The sequence below is a fragment of the Paraburkholderia sp. FW306-2-2C-D06C genome (assembly GCF_058781505.1).
In genome coordinates this window covers 25,473-47,040 of the sequence record NZ_JBYSWU010000047.1, presented here as the reverse complement: position 1 = coordinate 47,040, position 21,568 = coordinate 25,473, and the positions used below count along the sequence as shown (strand labels likewise).

Annotated in this window: 19 protein-coding genes and 1 pseudogene; 8 read left to right on the top strand and 12 right to left on the bottom strand. The window is 59.8% G+C overall.

From position 1 onward, the window contains the following. Nucleotides 1-651: 651 nt before the first annotated feature. Nucleotides 652-1,407: a helix-turn-helix domain-containing protein gene (locus AC3WLT_RS28095; RefSeq protein ID WP_492594929.1), complete on the top strand. Its 756-nt coding sequence runs from the start codon at nucleotides 652-654 to the stop codon at nucleotides 1,405-1,407. A gap of 156 nt (nucleotides 1,408-1,563) precedes the next feature. Further along, nucleotides 1,564-2,469 carry an ATP-grasp fold amidoligase family protein gene (locus AC3WLT_RS28090; protein ID WP_492594946.1) on the top strand — a complete coding sequence of 302 codons (906 nt, stop codon included), beginning with the start codon at nucleotides 1,564-1,566 and terminating at the stop codon, nucleotides 2,467-2,469. A 120-nt stretch (nucleotides 2,470-2,589) separates the two neighbouring features. Here the strand turns inward: AC3WLT_RS28090 and AC3WLT_RS28085 are convergent, their stop codons facing one another. Together AC3WLT_RS28085 and AC3WLT_RS28080 are read right to left on the bottom strand one after the other, a co-directional pair. Then, nucleotides 2,590-4,149 carry a hypothetical protein gene (locus AC3WLT_RS28085; RefSeq protein WP_492594928.1) on the bottom strand — a complete coding sequence of 520 codons (1,560 nt, stop codon included), beginning with the start codon at nucleotides 4,147-4,149 and terminating at the stop codon, nucleotides 2,590-2,592. Further along, complete coding sequence (locus tag AC3WLT_RS28080; RefSeq protein WP_492594927.1) at nucleotides 4,146-4,604, bottom strand: hypothetical protein; 459 nt, start codon at nucleotides 4,602-4,604, stop codon at nucleotides 4,146-4,148. Before AC3WLT_RS28080 ends, AC3WLT_RS28085 begins: the two co-directional genes overlap by 4 nt. A 532-nt stretch (nucleotides 4,605-5,136) precedes the next feature. Here AC3WLT_RS28080 and AC3WLT_RS28075 point away from each other — a divergent pair. After that, nucleotides 5,137-5,415, top strand: a complete 279-nt coding sequence (locus AC3WLT_RS28075) for a DUF1488 family protein (RefSeq protein ID WP_492594926.1) — start codon at nucleotides 5,137-5,139, stop codon at nucleotides 5,413-5,415. A 146-nt stretch (nucleotides 5,416-5,561) separates the two neighbouring features. Here AC3WLT_RS28075 and AC3WLT_RS28070 read toward each other — a convergent pair whose 3' ends face one another. After that, nucleotides 5,562-5,750, bottom strand: coding sequence for a hypothetical protein (locus AC3WLT_RS28070; RefSeq protein WP_492594925.1), 189 nt, complete (start codon nucleotides 5,748-5,750; stop codon nucleotides 5,562-5,564). Between the two features lie 107 nt (nucleotides 5,751-5,857). Then, complete coding sequence (locus tag AC3WLT_RS28065; protein ID WP_492594924.1) at nucleotides 5,858-6,736, bottom strand: LysR substrate-binding domain-containing protein; 879 nt, start codon at nucleotides 6,734-6,736, stop codon at nucleotides 5,858-5,860. A 115-nt stretch (nucleotides 6,737-6,851) separates the two neighbouring features. Here AC3WLT_RS28065 and argH point away from each other — a divergent pair, with 115 nt between their 5' ends. The 4 genes from argH to AC3WLT_RS28045 are packed head-to-tail and all read left to right on the top strand — an operon-like array spanning nucleotide 6,852 to nucleotide 10,850. After that, nucleotides 6,852-8,285: an argininosuccinate lyase gene (argH, locus tag AC3WLT_RS28060; RefSeq protein ID WP_492594923.1), complete on the top strand. Its 1,434-nt coding sequence runs from the start codon at nucleotides 6,852-6,854 to the stop codon at nucleotides 8,283-8,285. Continuing rightward, the gene (locus tag AC3WLT_RS28055; RefSeq protein ID WP_492594922.1) at nucleotides 8,279-9,160 is read left to right on the top strand and encodes an amino acid ABC transporter permease; all 882 of its coding nucleotides are present in this window, start codon (nucleotides 8,279-8,281) and stop codon (nucleotides 9,158-9,160) included. Before argH ends, AC3WLT_RS28055 begins: the two co-directional genes overlap by 7 nt. 29 nt (nucleotides 9,161-9,189) lie before the next feature. Beyond that, complete coding sequence (locus AC3WLT_RS28050; RefSeq protein ID WP_492594921.1) at nucleotides 9,190-9,954, top strand: amino acid ABC transporter ATP-binding protein; 765 nt, start codon at nucleotides 9,190-9,192, stop codon at nucleotides 9,952-9,954. Between the two features lie 56 nt (nucleotides 9,955-10,010). Beyond that, on the top strand, nucleotides 10,011-10,850 hold the full coding sequence (locus tag AC3WLT_RS28045) for an ABC transporter substrate-binding protein (RefSeq protein WP_492594920.1): 840 nt from the start codon (nucleotides 10,011-10,013) through the stop codon (nucleotides 10,848-10,850). Between the two features lie 68 nt (nucleotides 10,851-10,918). Here AC3WLT_RS28045 and AC3WLT_RS28040 read toward each other — a convergent pair whose 3' ends face one another. Together AC3WLT_RS28040 and AC3WLT_RS28035 are read right to left on the bottom strand one after the other, a co-directional pair. Further along, nucleotides 10,919-12,853, bottom strand: a complete 1,935-nt coding sequence (locus tag AC3WLT_RS28040; RefSeq protein WP_492594919.1) for a potassium transporter Kup — start codon at nucleotides 12,851-12,853, stop codon at nucleotides 10,919-10,921. 331 nt (nucleotides 12,854-13,184) lie between these two features. Next, nucleotides 13,185-14,789 carry an alpha/beta hydrolase family protein gene (locus tag AC3WLT_RS28035; protein WP_492594918.1) on the bottom strand — a complete coding sequence of 535 codons (1,605 nt, stop codon included), beginning with the start codon at nucleotides 14,787-14,789 and terminating at the stop codon, nucleotides 13,185-13,187. Between the two features lie 558 nt (nucleotides 14,790-15,347). Between AC3WLT_RS28035 and AC3WLT_RS28030 the strand changes: the two genes are divergently transcribed. Further along, a complete protein-coding gene (locus tag AC3WLT_RS28030; RefSeq protein WP_492594917.1) occupies nucleotides 15,348-15,575 on the top strand; it encodes a hypothetical protein in 228 nt (75 codons plus the stop codon). 113 nt (nucleotides 15,576-15,688) lie between these two features. Here the strand turns inward: AC3WLT_RS28030 and AC3WLT_RS28025 are convergent, their stop codons facing one another. The 6 genes and pseudogenes from AC3WLT_RS28025 to AC3WLT_RS28000 all read right to left on the bottom strand — a co-directional run bounded on the left by AC3WLT_RS28025 (nucleotide 15,689) and on the right by AC3WLT_RS28000 (nucleotide 21,322). Continuing rightward, a complete protein-coding gene (locus AC3WLT_RS28025; RefSeq protein ID WP_492594916.1) occupies nucleotides 15,689-17,914 on the bottom strand; it encodes an NADP-dependent isocitrate dehydrogenase in 2,226 nt (741 codons plus the stop codon). 504 nt (nucleotides 17,915-18,418) lie between these two features. Continuing rightward, nucleotides 18,419-18,667 carry a hypothetical protein gene (locus tag AC3WLT_RS28020; protein WP_492594949.1) on the bottom strand — a complete coding sequence of 83 codons (249 nt, stop codon included), beginning with the start codon at nucleotides 18,665-18,667 and terminating at the stop codon, nucleotides 18,419-18,421. Nucleotides 18,668-18,734: 67 nt separating this feature from the next. After that, nucleotides 18,735-18,989 (bottom strand): annotated as a pseudogene (locus tag AC3WLT_RS28015) (TonB-dependent receptor domain-containing protein); the annotation flags it as partial. Between the two features lie 45 nt (nucleotides 18,990-19,034). Further along, nucleotides 19,035-19,709 carry an RNA polymerase factor sigma-70 gene (locus AC3WLT_RS28010; RefSeq protein ID WP_492594915.1) on the bottom strand — a complete coding sequence of 225 codons (675 nt, stop codon included), beginning with the start codon at nucleotides 19,707-19,709 and terminating at the stop codon, nucleotides 19,035-19,037. Nucleotides 19,710-20,063: 354 nt separating this feature from the next. Next, on the bottom strand, nucleotides 20,064-20,483 hold the full coding sequence (locus tag AC3WLT_RS28005; protein WP_492594914.1) for a histidine kinase: 420 nt from the start codon (nucleotides 20,481-20,483) through the stop codon (nucleotides 20,064-20,066). Nucleotides 20,484-20,566: 83 nt separating this feature from the next. Further along, on the bottom strand, nucleotides 20,567-21,322 hold the full coding sequence (locus AC3WLT_RS28000; RefSeq protein ID WP_492594945.1) for a COG4705 family protein: 756 nt from the start codon (nucleotides 21,320-21,322) through the stop codon (nucleotides 20,567-20,569). Nucleotides 21,323-21,568: the final 246 nt, after the last annotated feature.

Below are 21,568 nucleotides of genomic sequence, written 5' to 3'. Positions count from 1 at the left end.
ACGTCAGAAAGCGTTGTTGCGGTCTGCAATTGATGTAACAGAGTTATACACGACGCATTTTTAAGTCGTGACACTATCGCGGTGACAGTTCGTCTCGCGCAATCGTCTGCTCTGGCGCGGCTCGCGGGCCGCAATTCCTTGCTACTCGGGGCAGACGGCCGCACGCACGCACAACTTCGGGTCGTCAACCTGCAAAATATTTGCGGGAAAAGTTTCCGATGAATTGAGCAACACGCGAAGATTCCTCAGTTTAATTAGAGGTAATAGTTTCATTCATTCTGACAATTACGCCAACACCCCTCGAAACTGGACAGGTCGCACGACTCGTTTCGATACGATAAGCTTGCTACGTAGTGTGATGCATCCATTTGCATAACTAAGTGACTGCTTTCACTCGTTTTTCTACGCCCTGCATCAAAGATGCACCAAGCGGGACTGAAGGTTATGAAACACATTGGACTTCTAGTTTTTCAGGAATGCTCATTGACGACCACAGGAGCGATCGGAGATGCCTTCCGCCTAGCTAACCAGTTTGGGATGACAGGAGGCGAGCAGCCTCCCTATAGGTTTTCAGTGTTGTCGGACGAAGGTGGCCTGGTAACTAGTTCGTCCAGCATTTCTATCTGGACGCAACGACTGGAGCGGTACAGCGTGGCCGAATTCCACGCGTTCTTTGTGGCTTGCCGCGACGCGACGGTGTCAGCGGAATCGAACGATAGCCTGCTTTCATGGATTACACGTCAAGGCTCCATTGCATCGTTTGGTATGCAGCAAGGAGCGAAAAATCTGGCCGTCGTCTGCAGGAACCCGCGGCAATCAACCGTGCCGATTTTTCTCTTTGACGACTGTTTCGGTGGAACGCCGAATCGCGGCGCGACACCCACCGACGTGGTTCTTGCACAGATCGAGCGCGACCTGAGCACGGATACCGCTCGAAGGATCGCCCGCGCGCTGCACACAAGGTTCGTCGAGCACATCGGGCCTGAGTTTGACGATGCAAGCATCGTTACGACAACCGAGAAGATCCGCGAGTCGGCGCGATGGATCAAAGAGAACTACAGCAACCCCATTTCGGTTGCTCTAGCAGCAGAATCCGCTGCGATGAGCAAGCGCAATTTTCAACGCCGCTTTAAATTCGAGTTCGGCATGACGCCACTCGAGTACCTGCTACGCACGCGCTTCGAAGTCGTTCGCACAATACTAAGGAATACCGACTTACCAGTCGACAAGATTGCGAGACGGTGTGGAATGGGAGACGGCAACCGCCTAGGCCGCCTGTTCAAGGAAAGATATGGCATGTCGCCTACGCAATTCCGCGCGCAGCAGCGCTTTGAACTCGGCGAGCGGAGCCTGCCCCATGACGAAAGTTGGGAGAACGTTAGCGAGATATTGCGGGAAACACCCTGAGCCGCCTAAACCTTTAGATGCAGTCTGGCAAGACCATCAGTTATGGATGGAAAAATGAAGAACAAAAAGTCCGCGCAATTCGACAGACACGCCGGCTCGGCCGCCCGACGACGAAATCGAGCCGATCTGTTCGAAGATATTGCGCCAAACGAAGGGATGTTCTCACCGGATAAGCTTCATCTCTCACCAAAAAGACCTGAGTCAGTCGCGCGAAGAATCAAGAATGCAGCGAAGTCGATGCTACCAGATGCTCTATTCCTGAGTCTGCTGCATCATAAATGCGTCGGCCGCTATCCAAACCTCATTCGTCCCACTACCTTCAACGAGAAGATCCTGCTACGGAGCCTCAGGCCCGACCCACGCTATGTCACATTGGCCGATAAGCTTTCAGTGCGAGAATATATTGCGGCGAAGCTTGGCGAGAAGCATCTCATTCCACTGCTCGCGGCGCCCGGGATTTTCACACGCGAGATCTTCGACGCACTCCCGGGTTCCTTCGTGATGAAGGCAAACCACGGCAGTAATTTTGTCGAAGTCGTTCGAAACAAGTCGGAGACCTCCTTCGGAAAATTGCAGCATCTGGCAGCACAATGGTTGTCCACCGACTTTTACACGATTGCACGGGAGAGGCACTACCGGAAAATAAGGCCGCGCATCTTCTTTGAACACCTTCTTCTGGACCAACGTGGCCAGATTCCCGCAGACTACAAAGTGCATTGCTTCGGCGGCAGAGCGGGACGACCGCTCATCTATATTCTGGTGATCTCGGATAGATTCGGGGGCGATACCAGCGGCGATGTGTACGACGTTGATTGGAATCATCTTGACGTAGCCATCGGCCACTACAAGCGCAGCGCAACGCCGCCCCCTCGGCCAAAGAACCTCGAGTCGGTGTTGGCTGCGGCAGCCACTCTATGCGAAGACTTCGACTATGTCCGCGTCGACTTATATGCTCCAGATGACAAGGTCTACTTTGGTGAGTTGACGTTCACACCCGGCGCCGGCGTATTGCCTTTTTCCCCCGACCGCGTCGACTACGAATGGGGCAGACTTCTGACCTGAACTCGAGGCTAATAGCACCACGTTGGACGGGTCCGCGACCTTGCAAGGACATGCGACCTGCTCCCGACTAGCAAGGCGAGTCAGGAGCAGGTCTATCTTGCGCTACAAATGCGGGGCGGGTTAATTGTCAGGATAGCCCGCTACGAAGCTCGAAAATGCACTGTATGGCGGATTCAGTGCGACACCGTTGTTCATAATGCCGAACGTATTGTCTCCGCTATCCAGCACGTAGTACATCACCGACTGGATGTTGTGCGTCTTTCTTGCCTGATAGAACTCGCCCAGTTTTGTGGTGATGTAATTCGCCCGATAGGCCTGGGTTTGCTCAGGGCCCGTGTTCCACTCCGAAATGATAAAGGGCACACCGTATCTTGCCTTGCAATAGGTAGGCAAATCAAAGCCGGGACCCGCCCCATCGGAACCGATGTTGAAAATGTCTCCGTACACTTCGTAATTGTGCCAGGTAGTGATGTCCCAGCGCACCTTGGAATAGCCCCCGCTTCCATCGGGCTGCATGCCGTCCCACAACGCGTCAGCCGCGCCAACATCCGCCACGCAAAAGTTGATGCCGCACTTTGCGGAGGCCTGGACTGATTTCACCCCGTCGATCATGCCGCGCATCACGCCACGCATGACCGGCCAGTTCGCATTGTTGAAATCGACGGCCTTCGTACCTGCGTTGGTAAAGTCCAGAATCGTGGCGTTTTGCCGTGTCAACTCATTTCCACATTCGTAAATTGTGACGCCGTATGGCTTCAGAGCGTTGGCAACCGCCATGCCGGCCGCGAAACCACGGTTGTAAGCGGCAGACTCGCCATTCAGGAGGCTTCCGTTGGTGTCGTAGACGCCTTGATTGACCAGCACAAGCAGCGTGAGCCCGGCTGACTGGAATGCTTGCGCCAGTTTCACCACGGCACTCAACTGATTCGGGTCGTCGCTGCAGCCGACGCGGTAGCTCGTACAGCCTAGACCCTTCAGGATCGAGACGAGTTGCCCAGGCGTGTACGCGTAGTCGTAATGTCCGTTCATCCCGTAGAAGGTGCCCGCTGTCGCAGCCGTGGCGATGCGGGGATCTTTGCACGGCAGCCATTGCGGGGAAACCTCCGCGTTCACGTAGAACTGGCCGCCTGTGCCGCTATGCCAGATCTTGCCGCCGTACCAGAGGACAAGCGATACGTTGTACGTGTTGCCTACGGTTGCTCCGTTCTTATAAATGACACCGTTGACGAGAGTCCATATCGCACCCGTCTTGTCGATAATGTACGGCGCTGAAGGAATCGTCGTACCGTCGGCAGAAGTGCCGCCCAGGCGCGGATCGTTGCAGGCGGTCCATGTGGAGCCGTTCCATGAATAGAACTGACCTCCGGTGCCTTCGTGATAAATACTCCCGCTGTACCACAGCACGAGCGTCACATTGTAGGTATTCCCCGCTTTGGCACCGTTCCGATATACCGATCCCTGCGCCAAGGTCCATACGGCGCCCGTGCTGTCGGTGATAGAGGTCGCCGACGGTATTGTCGTGCCACTCGCCGACGCAGTGCTCGCATGTGCCGTCGCATTACTGACGGCGGATCCGGAGTTACTGCTACTTCCGCCTTCGGAGCTTCCACCGCACGCGCTCAAAAGATAACTTCCGCTGAGAGCCGTCAGGCAACCAAGAAATTGACGTCGTTTTATCATTGCGAATTTAGTCCACTGTCGAAAAAGTCTCGATAAAAAATCCAAATGGTCGTTTTTGGATGTTTCGAATGAGTCAGTGCGCATAGACAAAGCGCGTTGAATTTCGCAGCCCTCAAAGCAAAAATTTTTCTAGTGACTTCTTCGTTCAGTTTGAAAGCTCGATTAAACCGCCAGGGGTAACGTTTGGTTAAACGCGGCGAGCCAATGGACAAGCGCCGCCTTTGCGAGCGAAGCCGATCCGCGCGCCACGCCACGTTTAACGAACGATTGAGACGATCTAACTGCGACACCCACCGTTGTTCAAAACCTACCGCCACGCGCCGGACAAACGTTCGACCGGGCAGGACTGCCATTAGCAGCCATCCGGCAAATTCTTCACGCTTACCGCCGCAACCGGGGTAAATCGTACCCGGAATGGCGGGTTGATCACAAACGAAATAGTCGCCTTCCGCCAAATAGCAGAATTCTTTCTATTACTTTGCCGCGTCGCAAAGATTTCGGCTTTCTCATGATGATCGGAAGATTGGATGCACACGAACTTTGCGATTTCGACCCCGAATGGAGCGACTCCGAGTGACTCTAATTGGTGTGCGCAGACGCTGTGCTAACGCGACGCTCACGCTAGTCGTCTCGCTTCCCTGCCTCACGAGGTAGCGAAGCCATTCTGAAAGGTACGGAACGTCGAACAGGTGTGGCGCGACGTAGCGATCTTCTCAGGTGGCATCTCGTCATTAAGAGAGAACGAGATTTCAAATGCACTCTCTATTTATAACTCACAGTGCCGTTCGAGGATGCAGTGTCCAATAAGCACAAAGTGGTCGAAAGTTCTCATGCTCGTCGCGCGGCACGCAAATCGCGCGGCGAGCGCTTCAGCGTATTCCCCAGCACGCGCTGAATATCCACTTCGCGAGTAATGCGGGTTTTCCCACATACCTGAAATTGACGCTCCGTCATCCTGTCAGTTCAGGCGTGTGCTGGGAGATCGCCATGTCGGTCTATGTCGATGAGGGGTTCAGGCCCTGTGTCACGGAATGCGCAACCGTGGCCTTTCGTGTCTGTTTTGACGATCGCGCGCAGATCTTCGAAGTGAGCGCTGAGGCGCTGATCAGATATTGCGGGGCCGCGAGCAGGCGGCGGACAGATCTTCTCATCGCGTTCGAAGACGCGCAGCTCGAGATATTGAGGGTGGCGGAACTCAAACAATCCTTCAAGCCCGCGGAGCCCATCAAGCTGGGGCTCGAAGAATTCAAAATGGTCATGCACTAGGTGCTGGCGGAAACGGCACGGCCGAAGGCAACGACGGCGCGTGCCGCGCACCCAGACATTCAACGACGCCGCCACCTCCTCCGCTGTCAGCGACAAGTGTGAGTAAAGCGCCGAGATGGCCCGCGATGCCACGCACCGATGAACGATTATTCTTCGGCGTTCAGCGTCACTTTTTTGATGCCGAAATCTTTAATCCCCCATTGCGAGAGCAGTGCTGCGTAGCTGCCATCGGCAATCATCTGGTTGACCGCATTTGAAACCGTCTTGATCAAGGCGATGTTCCCTTTGGCGATGCCGATACCGTTGTATCGCCAGACGAAGGGCGCGCCGAGCACTTGATAGAGGCCAACGCTGTCATGCAGCGGGAAACCACGGATGAATAAGTGAGCATGAAACTCGTCCTTTATTGTTGTGCGGATCGGCTCAGCTCAAAGCGGCCAACTTAGCCGAGCTTCGCGTCCAGCCACAACGCGAACGCGGACACGAGCGGAGTGTCCGCGAGTTCGTGACGGGACACCAGATAATAGGCGTGCCGCGAGGGCACCGTGATGTTGAACGGGCGAATCAACGTGCCGTCGACCAGATCGTCCCGCACCGAGAAACTGTCGCCCAGCGCGACACCCTGACCGCGCACGGCAGCTTCGATGCCGATGTGCGCGTTGCCGATTTCCAGAATCCGCAGACCCTCGAGCTTGTCGGCCGACGCTTGCGCGAGCCATCGCATCCACGATCCCGAGTGTTCGCAGAACAATGTCTTGCCAGCGAGATCCCCGACCTTGCGGATTGCGTCGGGCCCGTTCATCAGCGCCGGACTGACGACGGGGAACAACGCCGGATGGGTGATGAGCGTCACACGGCGGTCGCGCCAACGGCCCTCGCCATAACGCACACAAACGTCGACATCGGGAGCATAGACCTCGCGGTCATCGTTGGACGGGATCACCTTGAGTTTGATCCCCGGATAGTGATCGAGAAACTCGCCGATATGCCGCGCAAGCCAGCGCGAGGTGAACAGCAGCGGCGTCGAAACAACGAGATCGCCGGCCATGGCGGGCGAACCCAGTTTGACCACCGCACTCGCGATCATGTCGAACGCGCCTTTGACGGGATGCAACAGCGCTTCGCCCTCCCGGGTCAGCTTGACGCGCGCCTTCGACCTGACGAATAGCGCCACCCCAAGCGTGCCCTCGAGAATGCGGATCTGGTGACTGACAGCACTTGCCGTAACGTTCAATTCCTGCGCCGCGCCCGACACGCTGCCGCGCCGTGCCGCCGCCTCGAAGGCCCGAAGTGGGTTGAGCGGCGGAAGGCGATCTCTCATGGGCAGGGACAAGATGCTGAGAAAAATTTTATTTCATCAGAATTTAATTCTCGCTACAAGAAGAAAAGTTGAACACGTAGAGTTCATATAACCCAACTACGCAAGGCATCCGGCAATGAGCATTTCTGAACCAATCGAGCGCTTGTGGGGTGGCCGCTTCAAGTCCGGTCCCTCAGCCGCATTGGAGGCCTTGTCGAGATCCGACCCAAGCTTCTTTCGCCTCGCCCCCTACGATCTCGCCGGATCCCGCGCCCATGCGCATGAACTGCGTCGCGCGGGAATCCTGAACGATGACGAACTGCAGCAGCTTCTGAATGCGCTGGCGCAAATCGAAGCTGAGTTTCTCGCGGGCGAGATCGCCCCGTCGCTGGCCGACGAAGATGTACACACGTTTCTCGAGCGCGCGTTAACGGAGCGTCTGAACACGGTCGGCGGCAAGTTGCGAGCGGGACGTTCGCGCAACGACCAGGCGGCGAACGATCTGCGTCTTTATCTGCGTGACAAGGCGCGCAAACTTGCTCTGGGTGTGATCGGTCTTCAGAACGCACTCGTCGAACAGGCGCAGACGCATGTGCAAACCGTGACCGCGGGTTTTACCCACTTGCAGCCGGCTCAGCCCATCGTGTTCGCGCATCAGTTACTCGCGCATGCACAAGCCATCTATCGTGACGTGGACCGTCTGCTGGACTGGGACCGCCGCAGTGCGCGCTCGCCGCTGGGCGCCGCCGCACTGGCGGGTTCGGCGATCTGCCTGCAGCCGGAACTCTCCGCCGAGGAGTTGGCGTATGACGCGCCGTGTGAAAATTCGATCGATGCGGTTGCGTCACGCGACCATGTCGCCGAATTCGTGTTCATCGCGAGCATGCTGGCTGTGAACCTGTCGCGACTGTCCGAGGAAGTGATCCTGTGGACGTCCCGCCAGTTCGCCTGGGTCGAACTCGACGACGGCTATGCGACCGGCAGCTCGATCATGCCGCAAAAGAAGAACTCCGACATTGCCGAATTGACGCGCGGCAAGGCCGGCCGCCTGATCGGAAACCTGAGTGGTCTGCTGGCGACGCTGAAGTCGTTGCCGCTTGCCTACAACCGCGATCTTGCCGAAGACAAGATTGCGGCATTCGACTGCATCGACACGTTGGAACTCGTGTTGCCAGCAATGGCGGGCATGATCCGTACGATGCGCGTGAATGTCGACGAAATGCGGCGCCAGGCCCCGCTCGGCTTCACGCTGGCAACCGAGGTTGCGGACTGGCTCGCGCTGCGCGGCGTACCGTTCAGCGAGGCGCACGAGATCACGGGCGCACTGGTGTGCGCCTGCGAAGTGCAAGGCATCGAACTCGCTGACGTGTCGGCTGAAACGCTGGCCACGGTAGACGCCCGCCTCGAGCCGGCCGTGCTCGAGCGGGTCACACTGGACGCGGCCGTTGCAGCGCGCAGCGGCTTTGGCGGGACCGCGCCGCCGCGCGTCGCCGAACAGATCGCACGCCTGCGTGCGGCCATCGACCGACAGGCCGCCTGGGCAGCGGATTACAGGGGACCCACATGTTGAGCACATCGCAGAACAGCCAGGCAGCAACGGGCGCGGACGACGTCACCGGCATCTCGCATCTGGAGCATGTGCGACGCCGCTACTGGGGACGCTATCTCGCATCGGCGGCGATCATCGCGATCGTGGGCTATGTGGTCGCCGCTTTTGCACATGGACAGATTGAATGGCGCTACGTCGCGCGCTTCCTGACGGCGCGCTCGATCCTTACCGGTCTGGTCAACACGATCGTGATGACCATCCTGGCGATGGCGCTCGGCATCGTACTCGGTGTGATCACCGCGATCATGCGGCTATCGACCAATCCGGTATTGCAAACCGTCGCGCAGGCTTATGTGTGGCTGTTCCGCGGCACGCCGGTGATCCTGCAGCTGCTGCTGTGGTTCAACCTGGCGCTGGTGTTTCCGGCGCTGGGCATTCCAGGCCTGTTCGAGTTCCGCACCGTCGACGTGATGACGCCGTTCCTCGCCGCGCTGCTCGGTCTTGGCATCAACCAGGGCGCGTACACCTCGGAAGTGGTGCGGGCCGGCCTGTTGTCGGTCGACACGGGGCAGTACGAGGCAGCGAAGTCGATCGGCATGCCGCGGCTGCAGGCGCTGCGCCGCGTGATCCTGCCGCAGGCGATGCGGGTGATCGTGCCGCCGATCGGCAACGAACTGGTGGGCATGGTCAAGTTGACTTCGCTCGCGAGCGTGATCCAGTACGCGGAAATGCTGCATAACGCCGAGAACATCTACTACGCCAACGCCCGTGTGATCGAACTGCTGATGGTGGCGGGCATCTGGTATCTGGTGGTGGTGACGGTCCTGTCGTTCGCGCAGTCGCGCGTCGAGCGGCATTACGCCCGAGGCGCGGGCCGCGCCTCGGGCCGGCAGTGAACCCGGCGACGACAAAGGAGAAACCCACCATGACTTCCATCGTTCGCGCGGTCGATCTGCGCAAGTCGTATGGCGAATTCAAGGCGCTGCAGGGGATCACGCTGGACGTCGCCAAAGGCGACGTGCTGTGCGTAATCGGACCGTCCGGCTCGGGCAAAAGCACCTTCCTGCGCTGTATCAATCAGCTGGAGACGATCAGCGACGGCGCGTTGTGGGTCAACGGCGAACTGGTCGGCTACCGGCGTGTCGGCAACAAGCTCTACGAGTTGTCGGAGAAGCAGATCGCACGGCAGCGTCTCGCGACCAGCATGGTGTTTCAGCGCTTCAACCTGTTTCCGCACAAGACCGCGCTGGAGAACGTGATCGAAGGGCCGGTGCAGGTGCTCAAACGCCGTCGCGCCGAAGCGCTCGACGAAGCACGCGCCTTGCTGACGCGTGTAGGGCTCGGGCATAAGTGCGACGCGTTCCCGGTGGAACTCTCGGGTGGCCAGCAGCAACGCGTGGCGATCGCGCGCGCGTTGGCGATGCATCCGCAACTGATGCTGTTCGATGAACCCACCTCGGCGCTCGATCCCGAACTGGTCGGCGAAGTGCTGGCCGTCATGCGCGATCTGGCGAAGAGCGGCATGACGATGATCGTCGTGACGCACGAACTCGGCTTCGCACGCGAAGTGGCCAATCGCGTGGTCTTCATGGACCAGGGGCAAGTGGTGGAGAGCGGTCCACCTCAACAGGTCCTGTCGCAACCCCGGCATCGCCGCACCCAGGATTTCATTTCAGCCGTGCTGTCCTGAGCATAACGCCGGGTTCCGGCAGGCATCCGGTTCAACCTTCACTTCCAAGCGATCCCATGAACGCATCTTTCCGTTTGCGCAGCCTTGTCATGCTCATCGTCGGCGCTGCGGCGCTGCAGGTTTCGGTTGCCCATGCCGAGACACCGCCGTCGATCGGCAAAAGCACGCTCGTCGCGGCGATCGTGCCGAACTATCCGCCGTTCGAATACAAGGATCCTGCCACCGACAAGCTGATGGGTTTCGACGTCGATCTCGGCGAAGCACTCGCTGCGAAGCTCGCCGTCAAGCTGCAGTGGGAAGAGAGCAGCTTCGACCAGATGATGAGCGCACTCGCCACGAAGCGGGTCGACGTGATCCTGTCGGGCATGACGGACCTGCCGTCACGCCGCGAGGCGGTGAATTTCCTCGACTACATCGCGAGCGGTCCGCAGTTCTACACCGTCAAGGCGCGCGCAGGCGAATTCCCCAACATGGATGCGCTGTGCGGCAAGACCGTGGGTGCGAGCCGCCGCACATCCTTCCCGGACGACATTACGAAGTGGAGCGACGCGCACTGCGTGAAGGCCGGCAAGCCGGCGATCAAGGTGGTCGGCACGGACGGCTCATCCGATGCCCGCATGCAGTTGCGTCAGAACCGGATCGATGCCGCGGTGCAGGGAGGTGAAACGCTGCCTTACCAGAACTCGGTGGAGCAGAACGCCTATGCGCCGGTCGGCAAGCCGTTCCTGTCGCAGTACAGCGGCATTGGCATGGCGAAGGGTAACGCGGCGCTCAATACCGCGCTGACGACCGCGCTCAGCCAGTTGATCGCCGACGGCACGTACCAGAAGATTCTCGTGAAGTGGGGCTTGCAGGAACATGCCGTGCAGAAGGCCGTGATCAACGCCAGCAACTGACCGCGACCGCGCATGCTCATCGAGCATTTCGAGAGGCCGTATGGGCACGCATCGTGAGGCTTAGCGCGTCAGATTTCCACGCGTGCGCCCAACTCGATTACCCGATTGGCAGGCAGCTTCAAATAGGCCGCGACGTTGCCGACGTTGTGCAGCATGACCGCGAACAGCCGCTCGCGCCACATCGCCATGCCGCTGTCGCGCGTGGGCACCACGGTCGCCCGGCTGAGGAAATAAGACGTCTCAGCTGGATCGAAGGTGAAACCCGACGCCTTCAGTGCGCGCGGCAGATCGACCTCATCCATGAAGCCATAGGTGATCGTGACCTGGTAGCAGTCCGAGTCGAGCGGGTGCACAGTCACGCGCTCGCTCGCCGGAACCCATGGTATTTCCTCATTATTCACCGTCACGAAAACCACGCGATCGTGCAGCACGCGGTTGTGCATCAGATTGTTTATCAGCGAGTGCGGCACGCCATCAGGATCAGCCGACAGGAAGATCGCCGTACCGCCGACCCGCGTCGGCGAGCGGGCCAGCAGCTTCGCCAGGAATGGCCGGAGAGGCGTCGTCCCGGCCCTCACGCGCGCTTCGGCACGCATCATCTCCCAGCCGCGCCCCCATGTCGCCATGATCGTGTAGATGATCAGCCCGATCAGAAGCGGGAACCAGCCGCCCTGCATCAGCTTCAGCAGATTCGCGGAGAAGAACGTCGCGTCGATGACGAAGAAAAATACGGTGGCGAAAACACACAGCAGCCAGTTGTAATGCCACGCGTAGCGCACGACGAAGAACGTAAGAGCTGTTGTGATCAGCATCGTGCCGGTCACGGCAATACCGTATGCGGAGCCGAGCGCCGTCGATGAGCCGAAGCCGACCACCGCGGCCACGACGGCAGCAAGTAATGTCCAGTTGATGCCGGGTACGTAGATCTGCCCCATCTCCCTTTCCGACGTATAGACGACGTTCATGCGCGGCAGGAAGCCGAGTTGCATCGCCTGCTTCGTCATCGAATACGTACCCGAGATGACGGCTTGGGACGCGATGACGGTCGCGATCGTCGACAACACGATCATCGGATACAGCGCCCATTGCGGGAACAGCCGGTAGAACGGATTCTGCAGCGCCCCCGGATCCGCAAGCAGCAACGCGCCCTGCCCCAGGTAGTTCAGCGCGAGCGCCGGGAACACCAGGCCGAACCACGTCAACCTGATCGGCTTCGCGCCGAAATGTCCCATGTCGGCATACAGCGCCTCGGCGCCCGTCAGCGACAACACGACCGCACCCAACGCAACGAAGGCCAGCCACCGGTGACGCAGACAGAATGTGAGCCCCGTGAACGGATCGAGCGCATACAGTATCACCGGCGCCCTCGTCATATTGACGACGCCCACCACGGCAAGCACGATGAACCAGAGCACCATCACAGGTCCGAAGATCTTGCCGATGCCGGCTGTGCCGCGCTTCTGCATCAGGAACAGCGTGACCAGCGCAACCAGTGTCACCGGTATCACGTACGTCTTCAGAAACGGCGCGGCGACCTCCAGACCTTCGACCGCGCTCAGCACCGAGATTGCCGGCGTGATTACGCTGTCGCCGTAGAAGAGCGCGGCGCCCATGATGCCGACGCCCAGCAGCGTATGACGCAGCCGTGGCCGTGTCGTCACTGACGAAGCAGCGAGCGCCAGCAGCGCCATGATGCCGCCCTCGCCGTGATTGTCCGCGCGCAGAATCAGCGCGACATACTTGAGCGAGACGACGACAATCAGCGACCAGACGATCAACGACACAATGCCGACCACGTTCAGCGCGTTCAGTGTGAGTCCACTGGCCGGATCGAACACCGTCTGCAGCGTATAGAGCGGGCTGGTCCCGATGTCGCCATACACGATACCCAGCGCCGCAAGTGCAAGCGCGGGCATCGCCGGCCGGTGAGGCGCGGGTTCGCCGGGATGGTCGGGATGGCCGGGATGGCCAGCCTTGGCCCTGGCGGATACTGACTGGCTCATGTCTCGCTCCAGATTGGCGCTCCTGCGATGCAACGCACTCGATGTGCCGCTGTGCCGTAAGGAACAGATCGTCGCGTCTTCGCTCCCGATCGATCTGAAAGCCGGATGAATGATCAGTTGATTGGCTTGCTGCCTTGTTTGTTCAAAGTCCTTGTTTGTTCAAAGTATAGGGAGGCAACAGCCGAAAAGCAGGTTCGATGTGACAGCGACAAAAAGCGTACCGCGCCGGTCCGTCGGCTTCGGAACGCCGCCGCATGCCAGCCGATTGCCACCCGATTGCCGCTGTTCGGCCGATGAAGTCCGCCAGGCGGTTCGGATGTTGGCGGCACGCTCAGAAGTTCGCAAAGAAAGCCCGTGCGGCGACCATGCAGAACGACGCGACGAGGTCACCATGGTAGGCCTGCAGCACCGCCGAGGCGCCGCCGTCGGTGGCGCCTGCCGCAACCGCCTGACTGGCGAGCGTCGATTTCGCGAGCGCAAAACCTTGCTTGATCGGCGCGTAGGCGTCGTTGGGCCCGGAGACCGGGGAGTCGACATCCAGCACCGACGTGAGCCCCGCCGACACTTTGGCGTTCAGCCAGTAGGCCTGCTCGATCTGCGCGTTGAAGAAGAACACCGTGGGATCCGACTGGCCTCCGCAGAGCAGAACCGGCGAACGCGGACGCCAGTTTCGGAGATCGTTTCGCTTGAATGCCTGGCGCAACGGATGGGTCGGATTGGCAGCCGGCGCGAGAGCAACCGTTGCGTTGGGGAAGGCGCCATCGGGATTGACGGATGCGTCTTCGAGAAGGCTCAGCCGATACTCGTTGCGCACGAGGTTCGCGCTGCCGAACCCTGAAGCAAAGAGCGGCGTCAGCGCGGCGGGCACAAGGGGCGGAGCCGTCAGCGGCGTCATGGCGGCGAACTGCGGGGCGGGAGGGACGCTGCTGAAGAGTTGCGTCGCGGGCAGCTTCCCTTTTTCAAACAGGGTATCGAGCGGCTTCACGCTGGGCAGCAGATTCTCGATGCCGGGCGCGTAGGCGGCTTCGTAAAAGTCGCCGGGCTTGCGATAGATGTTCTGGTACGCATGCTGGTAGCCCGTCACGACCAGCGTCGTGAACAGCGTCGAGCCCAGGTTCACCTCGCCTTCGACGAGCGCGTCGGCGGTGGCGGCGAGCGCATAGGGTCCCGATCCCGGCGCGGCCGCGGTCACGCTGACGCCCGCCGCTTGCAGCGCTCGATGCGTCGCCATGGCCACAAAGCCGCCTTGCGAATAGCCGGTGATAAAGAGCTTGCCGTTTTCCCGCGTGCGCCTCTCCGACTTTTCCGGCCTTTCCGGTTTTGATTCACCCAGGACGATGCGCGCCGCCCGCAGCGAGTCGATCATATCCGCCGATTGCTGATCGGCGTTCAGATAGGGGTGGTACGGCAGATCGGAGCCGGCATAGCCCGCGTAGTTGCTGGCCACCACGATATAGCCTTGGGCTGCGTACATGGCGGCGACGCTGATGCCCTCCGACGCACCGTCCCCGTTGCCCGGATCGGTTTGCGTCACATCGGCGATGTTGTATTTGCGATAGGCGGTGGTGCCGTGCGCGTAGAGCATGAGCGGGCGCGAGCCGCTACACCCCGTACGTCCGCCAGGCATCATCAGGGCGGCGCTGGCCGTGGCGGGCTCCCCTGCTCCGCCGATGGTGCGGTAGCGGAAATACACGATCTCCACGTTGCACGCGGGGGTGCCGGCGACTTGAGCGAGTTGCTGGCCGGAGGCGGTCGACGCCAGCAGTTTCGAGAATGCGGCTGCGCTCAGGCGCAGCGTGGTGCGTCGATCGAGGAGTTGGCCGCGAGGATTGCAATTGGCGGAGTTGCATCTGGCATCGGCTTGTACGCAGACGGTGGCGCTCAACATGGAGCAGGTCAGTAATGCCAAGGCCGCGTTTCGCAATGCTATCGGCATGTGAGGCTCCGTGTTGTTGGTATGACTGTGGGTGGAGGTGCCTTACAGAGTGAGAGGAGTATAGGTAAACGCTCCGCGCACGTCATAGTGCCGCCCGGCAAGATCAATGCAATGGATCGAGAAACGGCGTGTCCGGATCACTGGTGTAAAAGATAACGACACGTAGCGGATCGCTATTTCAAGGTTCCGCTTCGTCTTGAGTCCGTGCCGGCTTACGTCACGCCAACCACCCAAAATTTCACGATGTGGCATGACGCGTTGCTCTGTAAAAAACCGTGGTGCAAGGCACAAATTCGCCATTCCGCAATGTCGCCTCGAGTTTCACATCTCAAAATGACTCAAACAAACCATTGTTTTTTAAGGGTATTTTTTGATCGAATGAGCCATCTAACGATCCCTTGCGACGCGACCTGCTGACGTAGACTCTTTCACATGAGTTGGCGCTTCACGCGGTCGAGTTGAAACGGATAGGACAAAAACGCTGTCGAGTCTGTCCCCCGCCGCCCGCAGGAAGCCGCCACGGCGTCGCGGTTTTTAATGGCAATTGGGAGACTAAAAATGAAAGGCTTTCGCTTTGGCTCGACCCAGGGAGCGTTCTACATTTTGCCGGGACAGGATGGTTGGGAGGCAACCTTCGGCAACGAAACGCTCGGTGAGTTTTCCAGCCCGCAACAAGCGGCTGACGACCTCGCGCGCGGCTTGACCTGCCCGCATCTGTCCGAAGTCGACACGTCGACGCTCGAAATTCCGGAAAAAATCGGCGATTGGGAAATCGTTCACGTGTGACGGCAGGCATGGCCGCCGCCCACGTGCAGGTAGAAACGACGATGGCGCTCACGAGCGCCATCGTCATGCTTACCGCTTACTTCACTGCGTACTTCAGTGCTTTACGCGACCATTTACGCAACCGCGTCCACGATCTTGTTCAACGTGGAGCTCGGACGCATTGCCTTGCTCGTCAGTTCAACGCTCGGACGATAGTAGCCGCTGATATCCACCGGCTTGCCTTGCGCTGCGCCCAACTCTTCGAGGATCTTCGTTTCGTTGTCGGCCATTGCCTTCGCCACACCGGCGAACTGCGCCTGCAGCGCGGCGTCTTCGGTCTGCGCAGCGAGCGCCTCGGCCCAGTACATCGCCAGATAGAAGTGGCTGCCGCGATTGTCGATACCGCCGACCTTGCGCGCAGGCGACTTGTCGTTATCGAGGAACTTGCCGGTCGCCTGATCCAGCGTCCTGGCCAGAATCGCCGCCTTCGGGTTGCGATACGCGTTGCTCAGGTGTTCCAGCGACGCAGCCAGCGCGAGGAATTCGCCGAGCGAGTCCCAGCGCAGGAAGCCTTCTTCGACCAGTTGCTGAACGTGTTTCGGCGCCGAACCGCCCGCGCCGGTTTCGAACATGCCGCCACCGGCCATCAGCGGAACGATCGACAGCATCTTCGCGCTGGTGCCCAGTTCCATGATCGGGAACAGGTCGGTCAGGTAGTCGCGCAGCACGTTGCCGGTGACCGAGATCGTGTCCTTGCCGGCGCGGATGCGTTCGAGCGAAAACTTCGTGGCATCGACCGGCGTCATGATGCGGATATCCAGACCGCTGGTGTCATGGTCCTTCAGGTATTGCTCGACCTTCCTGATGATCTGCGCGTCATGCGCGCGAGCCGCGTCCAGCCAGAACACGGCCGGCGTGTTGGTAGCGCGTGCGCGGTTCACCGCGAGCTTGACCCAGTCCTGGACCGGTGCGTCCTTGGCCTGGCACATGCGCCAGATATCGCCCTCTTCGACCGGCTGCTCGAGCAGAACCGCGCCAGCTTCGTCGGTCACGCGAACCACGCCGTTCGCCGGAATCTGGAACGTCTTGTCGTGTGAACCGTATTCTTCCGCGGCTTGCGCCATCAGGCCGACGTTGGGCACGGTGCCCATCGTGACCGGATCGAACGCGCCGTTTTTCTTGCAGTCTTCGATCACGGCCTGATAGACGCCTGCATAGCAACGGTCCGGAATCACGGCTTTGGCGTCGTGCAGCGCGCCGTCCGCGCCCCACATCTTGCCCGACTCGCGAATCATGGCCGGCATGGATGCGTCGACGATCACGTCGCTCGGCACGTGCAGGCTCGTGATGCCCTTGTCCGAGTTGACCATGGCCAGTTGCGGACGCTGTTCGTACTGAGCCTTGATGTCCGCTTCGATCGCTTCGCGCGTTTTGGCCGGCAGGTCCTTCAGGCGCGCATACAGATCGCCGATGCCGTTGTTCGGGTTGAAGCCGACTTGCGCCAGCGCTTCAGCGTGCTTGGTCAGCACGTCTTTGTAGAACACCGACACCACCTGGCCGAACATGATCGGATCCGACACCTTCATCATGGTGGCTTTCAGGTGCACCGAGAACAGCACGCCCTTCGCCTTCGCGTCGTTGATCTCGGCTTCGATGAAGCTGCGCAGCGCGTTCTTGCTCAGCACCGAAGCGTCGATGATCTCACCCGCTTGCACTGCCGTTTTTTCTTTCAGGACCGTCTTCGCGCCGTCAGCGGCCGTCAATTCGATCTTCACGCTGCCGGCTGCCGCGATCAGCGCCGACTTTTCGCTGCCGTAGAAATCGCCGCCGCTCATGTGCGACACGTGCGACTTCGAGTCCGCGGTCCACGCGCCCATCTTGTGCGGGTGCTTGCGCGCGTAGTTCTTCACCGACAACGGCGCGCGGCGATCCGAATTGCCTTCGCGCAGCACCGGGTTCACCGCGCTGCCCTTGATCTTGTCGTAGCGTGCCTTGACGTCTTTTTCAGCGTCGGTCTTCGCCTCGTCCGGATAGGCCGGCAGCTTGTAGCCCTGGTCGCGCAGTTCGGTGATCGCGGCCTTCAGCTGCGGCACCGACGCGCTGATGTTCGGCAGCTTGATGATGTTCGCTTCCGGGCGCGTGGTGAGTCCACCCAGTTCCGCCAGATCGTCGGAACCCTTTTGTTCCGCGGTCAGGTAATCCGGAAAGGCAGCGATGATCCGGCCGGCAAGCGAGATATCACGCGTTTCAACGATCACGTCGGATGAGCGCGTGAAAGCCTTGACGATCGGGAGCAGCGAGTAGGTCGCCAGTGCAGGCGCTTCGTCGGTAAGGGTGTAGATGATCTTTGGCGTGGACATGTTTAATGCTTTGCTTGGTGAATTGAAAGACAGAGCGTTGTAGCGCTGAGCCAGCGAGGTTGCGACGAACGGCGCAAAGGCAGCGCGACCCACGGCACTACTTTTTACGGCCCGCACGTGAGTATATGCGTGTTTTCCAGTACGCGCTGCTAGATAAACATACGCCGCAGACACCCCAAACCGGGCCGATGCCCGCCAGGCATGGGTTTGAGGGAATCTCCCCTAGTCTTTTGTCAGATGTCTTATAGATGACTTGAACAGGACGCAATTGTTAATACGAATCAGATGCGTCAACATTCATACTAACTTGCCGTTTTCCCCAGCCGTTCAACCGATTCCTTCCACACACCTTTGGTGCAGGAAGGCGTCACGCTGCCCAATTCAAAGAATATGCAAAATCAATTGCCTGCCGGCCGCCCTGCGTTTGCGCGCGGCCAACGCCGCACTCCGTCGCTTCTCAGTGCGGGGCTCCTGGTGAGCGTCGGTCGATACCAAGGCAGTGGATCATACCTGCACCCTATTCATCGGAGTCGAGCGCCAGCCGGGGTTGAAGTTGTTCCAGCGTAGCTCCAGAATCGTGTCGTCCTTGTCGATCTCGGTGTTCAGCACGTCGTGGATCACTTCGCCGGAGTCGATACCGTTGTCGACGTAATGAAACGACGCGCCTTGTCGGCGGCGGCGTTTCTCAAAGACCAGATATAAACGAGTTTTTTCTTCGGCATAGTCGGTTCGAGTAGGGGTCAGTCGTTGCAATGTTGAACATGGCAATGGACGTTCGGACGGCGCTCGAAACCCAGCTGCCCGCCCGAACGCCTGCCGCTTACCAGTCGTACTTCGCCGTCGCGATCACCGTGCGCGGATTACCGTAGAAGCAGGTGTTCGCCGACTGGCAACCGCTCACAAAGCGGCGATTGAAAATGTTCTGACCGTTGATCGCCAAGCGCCAGTTGCACATCTCGTAGTGGATCGCCGCGTCGTACACGGTGTAGCTCGGCACGTACAGCGAGTTGTCGGCGGCGCCCGCCGAGCCGCTCTGATAGCGAATGCCGGCGCCCATGCCGAAGCCCGCGAGCGGCCTGGCGGCGACCTGACCGCATTAGAGCGCCCACTGAGCGCCCATTTACCCGCGGCGGCGGGCACGGCTGCCGCAGAACACGGGACCGGCAACGCCGCGATTGCAGGCGTCGAGGCAATCGGCGCAATGCTTCTCGGCATCGCGCACCATGAAATGCACCAGCGTTTGCGAAACGTCGAGCGCGCGCGCCGTGCTTTGCAGCGTCTCCTCGCGCAGCCGCACCATCTCGAACGCGGCGCGGCTTCGCGGCGGCAACTGGTCGAGCGCGTTGTAGACATGACGCAGCGTGTCGCGCACGAGCAGCGCCGCTTCGGGCGACGGTTCCGGCGACGGCACGTCGAGCCCGTCGTCTTCGTCCGCGTGGTAAGTGCTTTCGAGGCTCTGGCGGCGGAAGGCATCGATCGATGCATTACGCACCATGCGGGTCACATAGGCCACGGGTTGCCGCACGGCATCCTGATCCGGGAAATCGACCAGCTTGATGAAGACGTCGTGCACCACGTCTTCCGCCAGACTCGCGCAGCCGACAAAGCCGCGCGCCAGATTGACGAGCATCGGCCGGTTGGCGATCAGCACGTCGAGCAGCGTGCCGTTCTCCCAGTCGACGGAGCGGGAACGGCGGCGCATACGTGGCGAAGGCGGCGGGCACGCAACGCCGGGGCTGAAAACAGACATCGGTCGCGCCGTTGAAGCCCCCCGCCGAGTGAGCACCTCAGCCATAGATTCGCTCCGTTTTTTTCAAGACAGGGTGTCAATCTATCGTAAACGCGAATCATTCTCAATAATGATCTGGAATAACCTTACAGTCGCGATAGTTTTGTCTGACGAAACGTGATGTGGGCCGCGACCAGGGTGAGCCTACGCGCCGGCGTAAATGGATTTGACCAGCCAGTTCAGCGAGTTGAACGCGACTGCGCTGTTATTCGCTTTGGCGACTGTTGCCGGTGGCGCGACGGGCAGCCAACAGTATTTTCTACGGGGACATCATGCAAAGCTGATTCGCATCCCATATCGATTGACGATCGCCACCCACCGGTCTCGCGGATGGCGTCAGATTCAATCATGGCTAGAGCGTCAAGCCTTGCCGCTCATCCGGTCGATAACCGCCAGCAGGTCCGTCAGAGATTGCTTGCATTCCGCCGCATTCGGCGTGCCGGCGCGCAATGCGCTCAATGCGCGATCGATTGCCTTGTCGACGGTGTGCCAGTCGGCTGCGGCGCGTGGCTTCAGCGAAGGCTCGGCATCGTCCCATGCGAGTTCCAGATCCTTGATGCGCGCTTTGCCGCCCGCGAGCTCGCCTTTGCCGACCAGGGCCGCGGTATCGGCGGCAATCTTGCGGAACGGCGACAGGTCGCCGAGCTTCGACGCCTTGGCCGGTTCGGCAGCCGCTGCGGACGAAAAGCCGATCCTGCCCGGCTCGATGTGGCCGAAACTGGCCGCGGAGATCGCGATGAACGAAGCAATGACGGCTTTACTGAGGGTACGTTGATTCATGATTGTTCTCTTCGGTTGGATCCGATACTCGGTGAAAAAAGAAGGCATCGTGTGCAGCTTTCCGCGCGACGCAGGTTCAAGGCTCAAGGTTCGCGTACGGTGACCGCGCGCATGGACCGCTGTTCGATAGCGCTGGCGAAGATAACCAGCACGACGATCGCGCTCAGGAACATCACACTCGTATTGATCGTGCCCAGACCGAGACCGCCGTATGCGCGTGACTGCGAGAGCAGATCGCCGAACGAGGCGCCCAACGGTCGCGTCAGAATGTAGGCAATCCAGAAGGTCAGCACAGGATTTCCGCCGACGTAATACCCGATGCCCACCACCGCGATCAGCGCGCCGAACGCCACCGCACCGATCATGAAGCCGAGTCCCAAGGCTTCTGTCGCGAGGTCGCCGGCCGCGGTGCCCAATGCGAACGTGAATAATATGGCGGCCCAGTAAAACAGTTCTCTGCGTGTCGTGACGATCGTGTGGATCGACAGCGTTCGCTCACTGCGGTACCAGAGGGCGAACACAGCGGCGAGCGCAATGGAAAACGCAATCGTGCTGGCGTAAAGACTGACGCCGAGACGGTCGGTCAGCGCATCGGTGATCTGCGTGCCGACCACGCTGACCAGAACCACGGTCAGCCAATAAATCCACGGTACGTACTTGCGCATACGAAGCTGCACGGCCAGCGCGGCGAGCAGCAACACAAGCATCATCCCGCCGGTGAGCGCCGTGCCAAGACCGACGTGCACGGTCAGATAGTCCGCACCGGTTTCGCCGACGGTGGTTGCCATGATCTTGATCGCCCAGAAGACAAGTGTCGCTTCAGGCACTTTGTTGCTCATGTCGGCAACGCGATAGTTCGAGATCTCTGCCAAGCTGGTTCTCCCGTTAATAGGCGTATAGATCGACGCTGCGAGCGAGGCGGCTCGCGTTTCGTCCAGGCGCCAATATGCGACGGGAAACCTTATGGAAAGCTTACGACGATGTAAAAAGGAATCGCGAGTCGCTGTTGTCACGCACATCACGAAGACAGGCTTCGATCGAGCCTTAAGAGATGCTTAAGAGCCGCGCGAAATGCAAAAAATATA

Excerpts from the sequence above, each read along its gene's own strand:
- AC3WLT_RS28090 (WP_492594946.1), top strand. The coding sequence starts at position 1,564 with ATGTTCTCACCGGATAAGCTTCATCTCTCACCAAAAAGACCTGAGTCA.
- AC3WLT_RS28085 (WP_492594928.1), bottom strand. The coding sequence starts at position 4,149 with ATGATAAAACGACGTCAATTTCTTGGTTGCCTGACGGCTCTCAGCGGA.
- AC3WLT_RS28075 (WP_492594926.1), top strand. The coding sequence starts at position 5,137 with ATGTCGGTCTATGTCGATGAGGGGTTCAGGCCCTGTGTCACGGAATGC.
- AC3WLT_RS28065 (WP_492594924.1), bottom strand. The coding sequence starts at position 6,736 with ATGAGAGATCGCCTTCCGCCGCTCAACCCACTTCGGGCCTTCGAGGCG.
- argH (WP_492594923.1), top strand. The coding sequence starts at position 6,852 with ATGAGCATTTCTGAACCAATCGAGCGCTTGTGGGGTGGCCGCTTCAAG.
- AC3WLT_RS28055 (WP_492594922.1), top strand. The coding sequence starts at position 8,279 with ATGTTGAGCACATCGCAGAACAGCCAGGCAGCAACGGGCGCGGACGAC.
- AC3WLT_RS28050 (WP_492594921.1), top strand. The coding sequence starts at position 9,190 with ATGACTTCCATCGTTCGCGCGGTCGATCTGCGCAAGTCGTATGGCGAA.
- AC3WLT_RS28045 (WP_492594920.1), top strand. The coding sequence starts at position 10,011 with ATGAACGCATCTTTCCGTTTGCGCAGCCTTGTCATGCTCATCGTCGGC.
- AC3WLT_RS28040 (WP_492594919.1), bottom strand. The coding sequence starts at position 12,853 with ATGAGCCAGTCAGTATCCGCCAGGGCCAAGGCTGGCCATCCCGGCCAT.
- AC3WLT_RS28035 (WP_492594918.1), bottom strand. The coding sequence starts at position 14,789 with ATGCCGATAGCATTGCGAAACGCGGCCTTGGCATTACTGACCTGCTCC.
- AC3WLT_RS28030 (WP_492594917.1), top strand. The coding sequence starts at position 15,348 with ATGAAAGGCTTTCGCTTTGGCTCGACCCAGGGAGCGTTCTACATTTTG.
- AC3WLT_RS28025 (WP_492594916.1), bottom strand. The coding sequence starts at position 17,914 with ATGTCCACGCCAAAGATCATCTACACCCTTACCGACGAAGCGCCTGCA.
- AC3WLT_RS28010 (WP_492594915.1), bottom strand. The coding sequence starts at position 19,709 with ATGGCTGAGGTGCTCACTCGGCGGGGGGCTTCAACGGCGCGACCGATG.
- AC3WLT_RS28005 (WP_492594914.1), bottom strand. The coding sequence starts at position 20,483 with ATGAATCAACGTACCCTCAGTAAAGCCGTCATTGCTTCGTTCATCGCG.
- AC3WLT_RS28000 (WP_492594945.1), bottom strand. The coding sequence starts at position 21,322 with ATGAGCAACAAAGTGCCTGAAGCGACACTTGTCTTCTGGGCGATCAAG.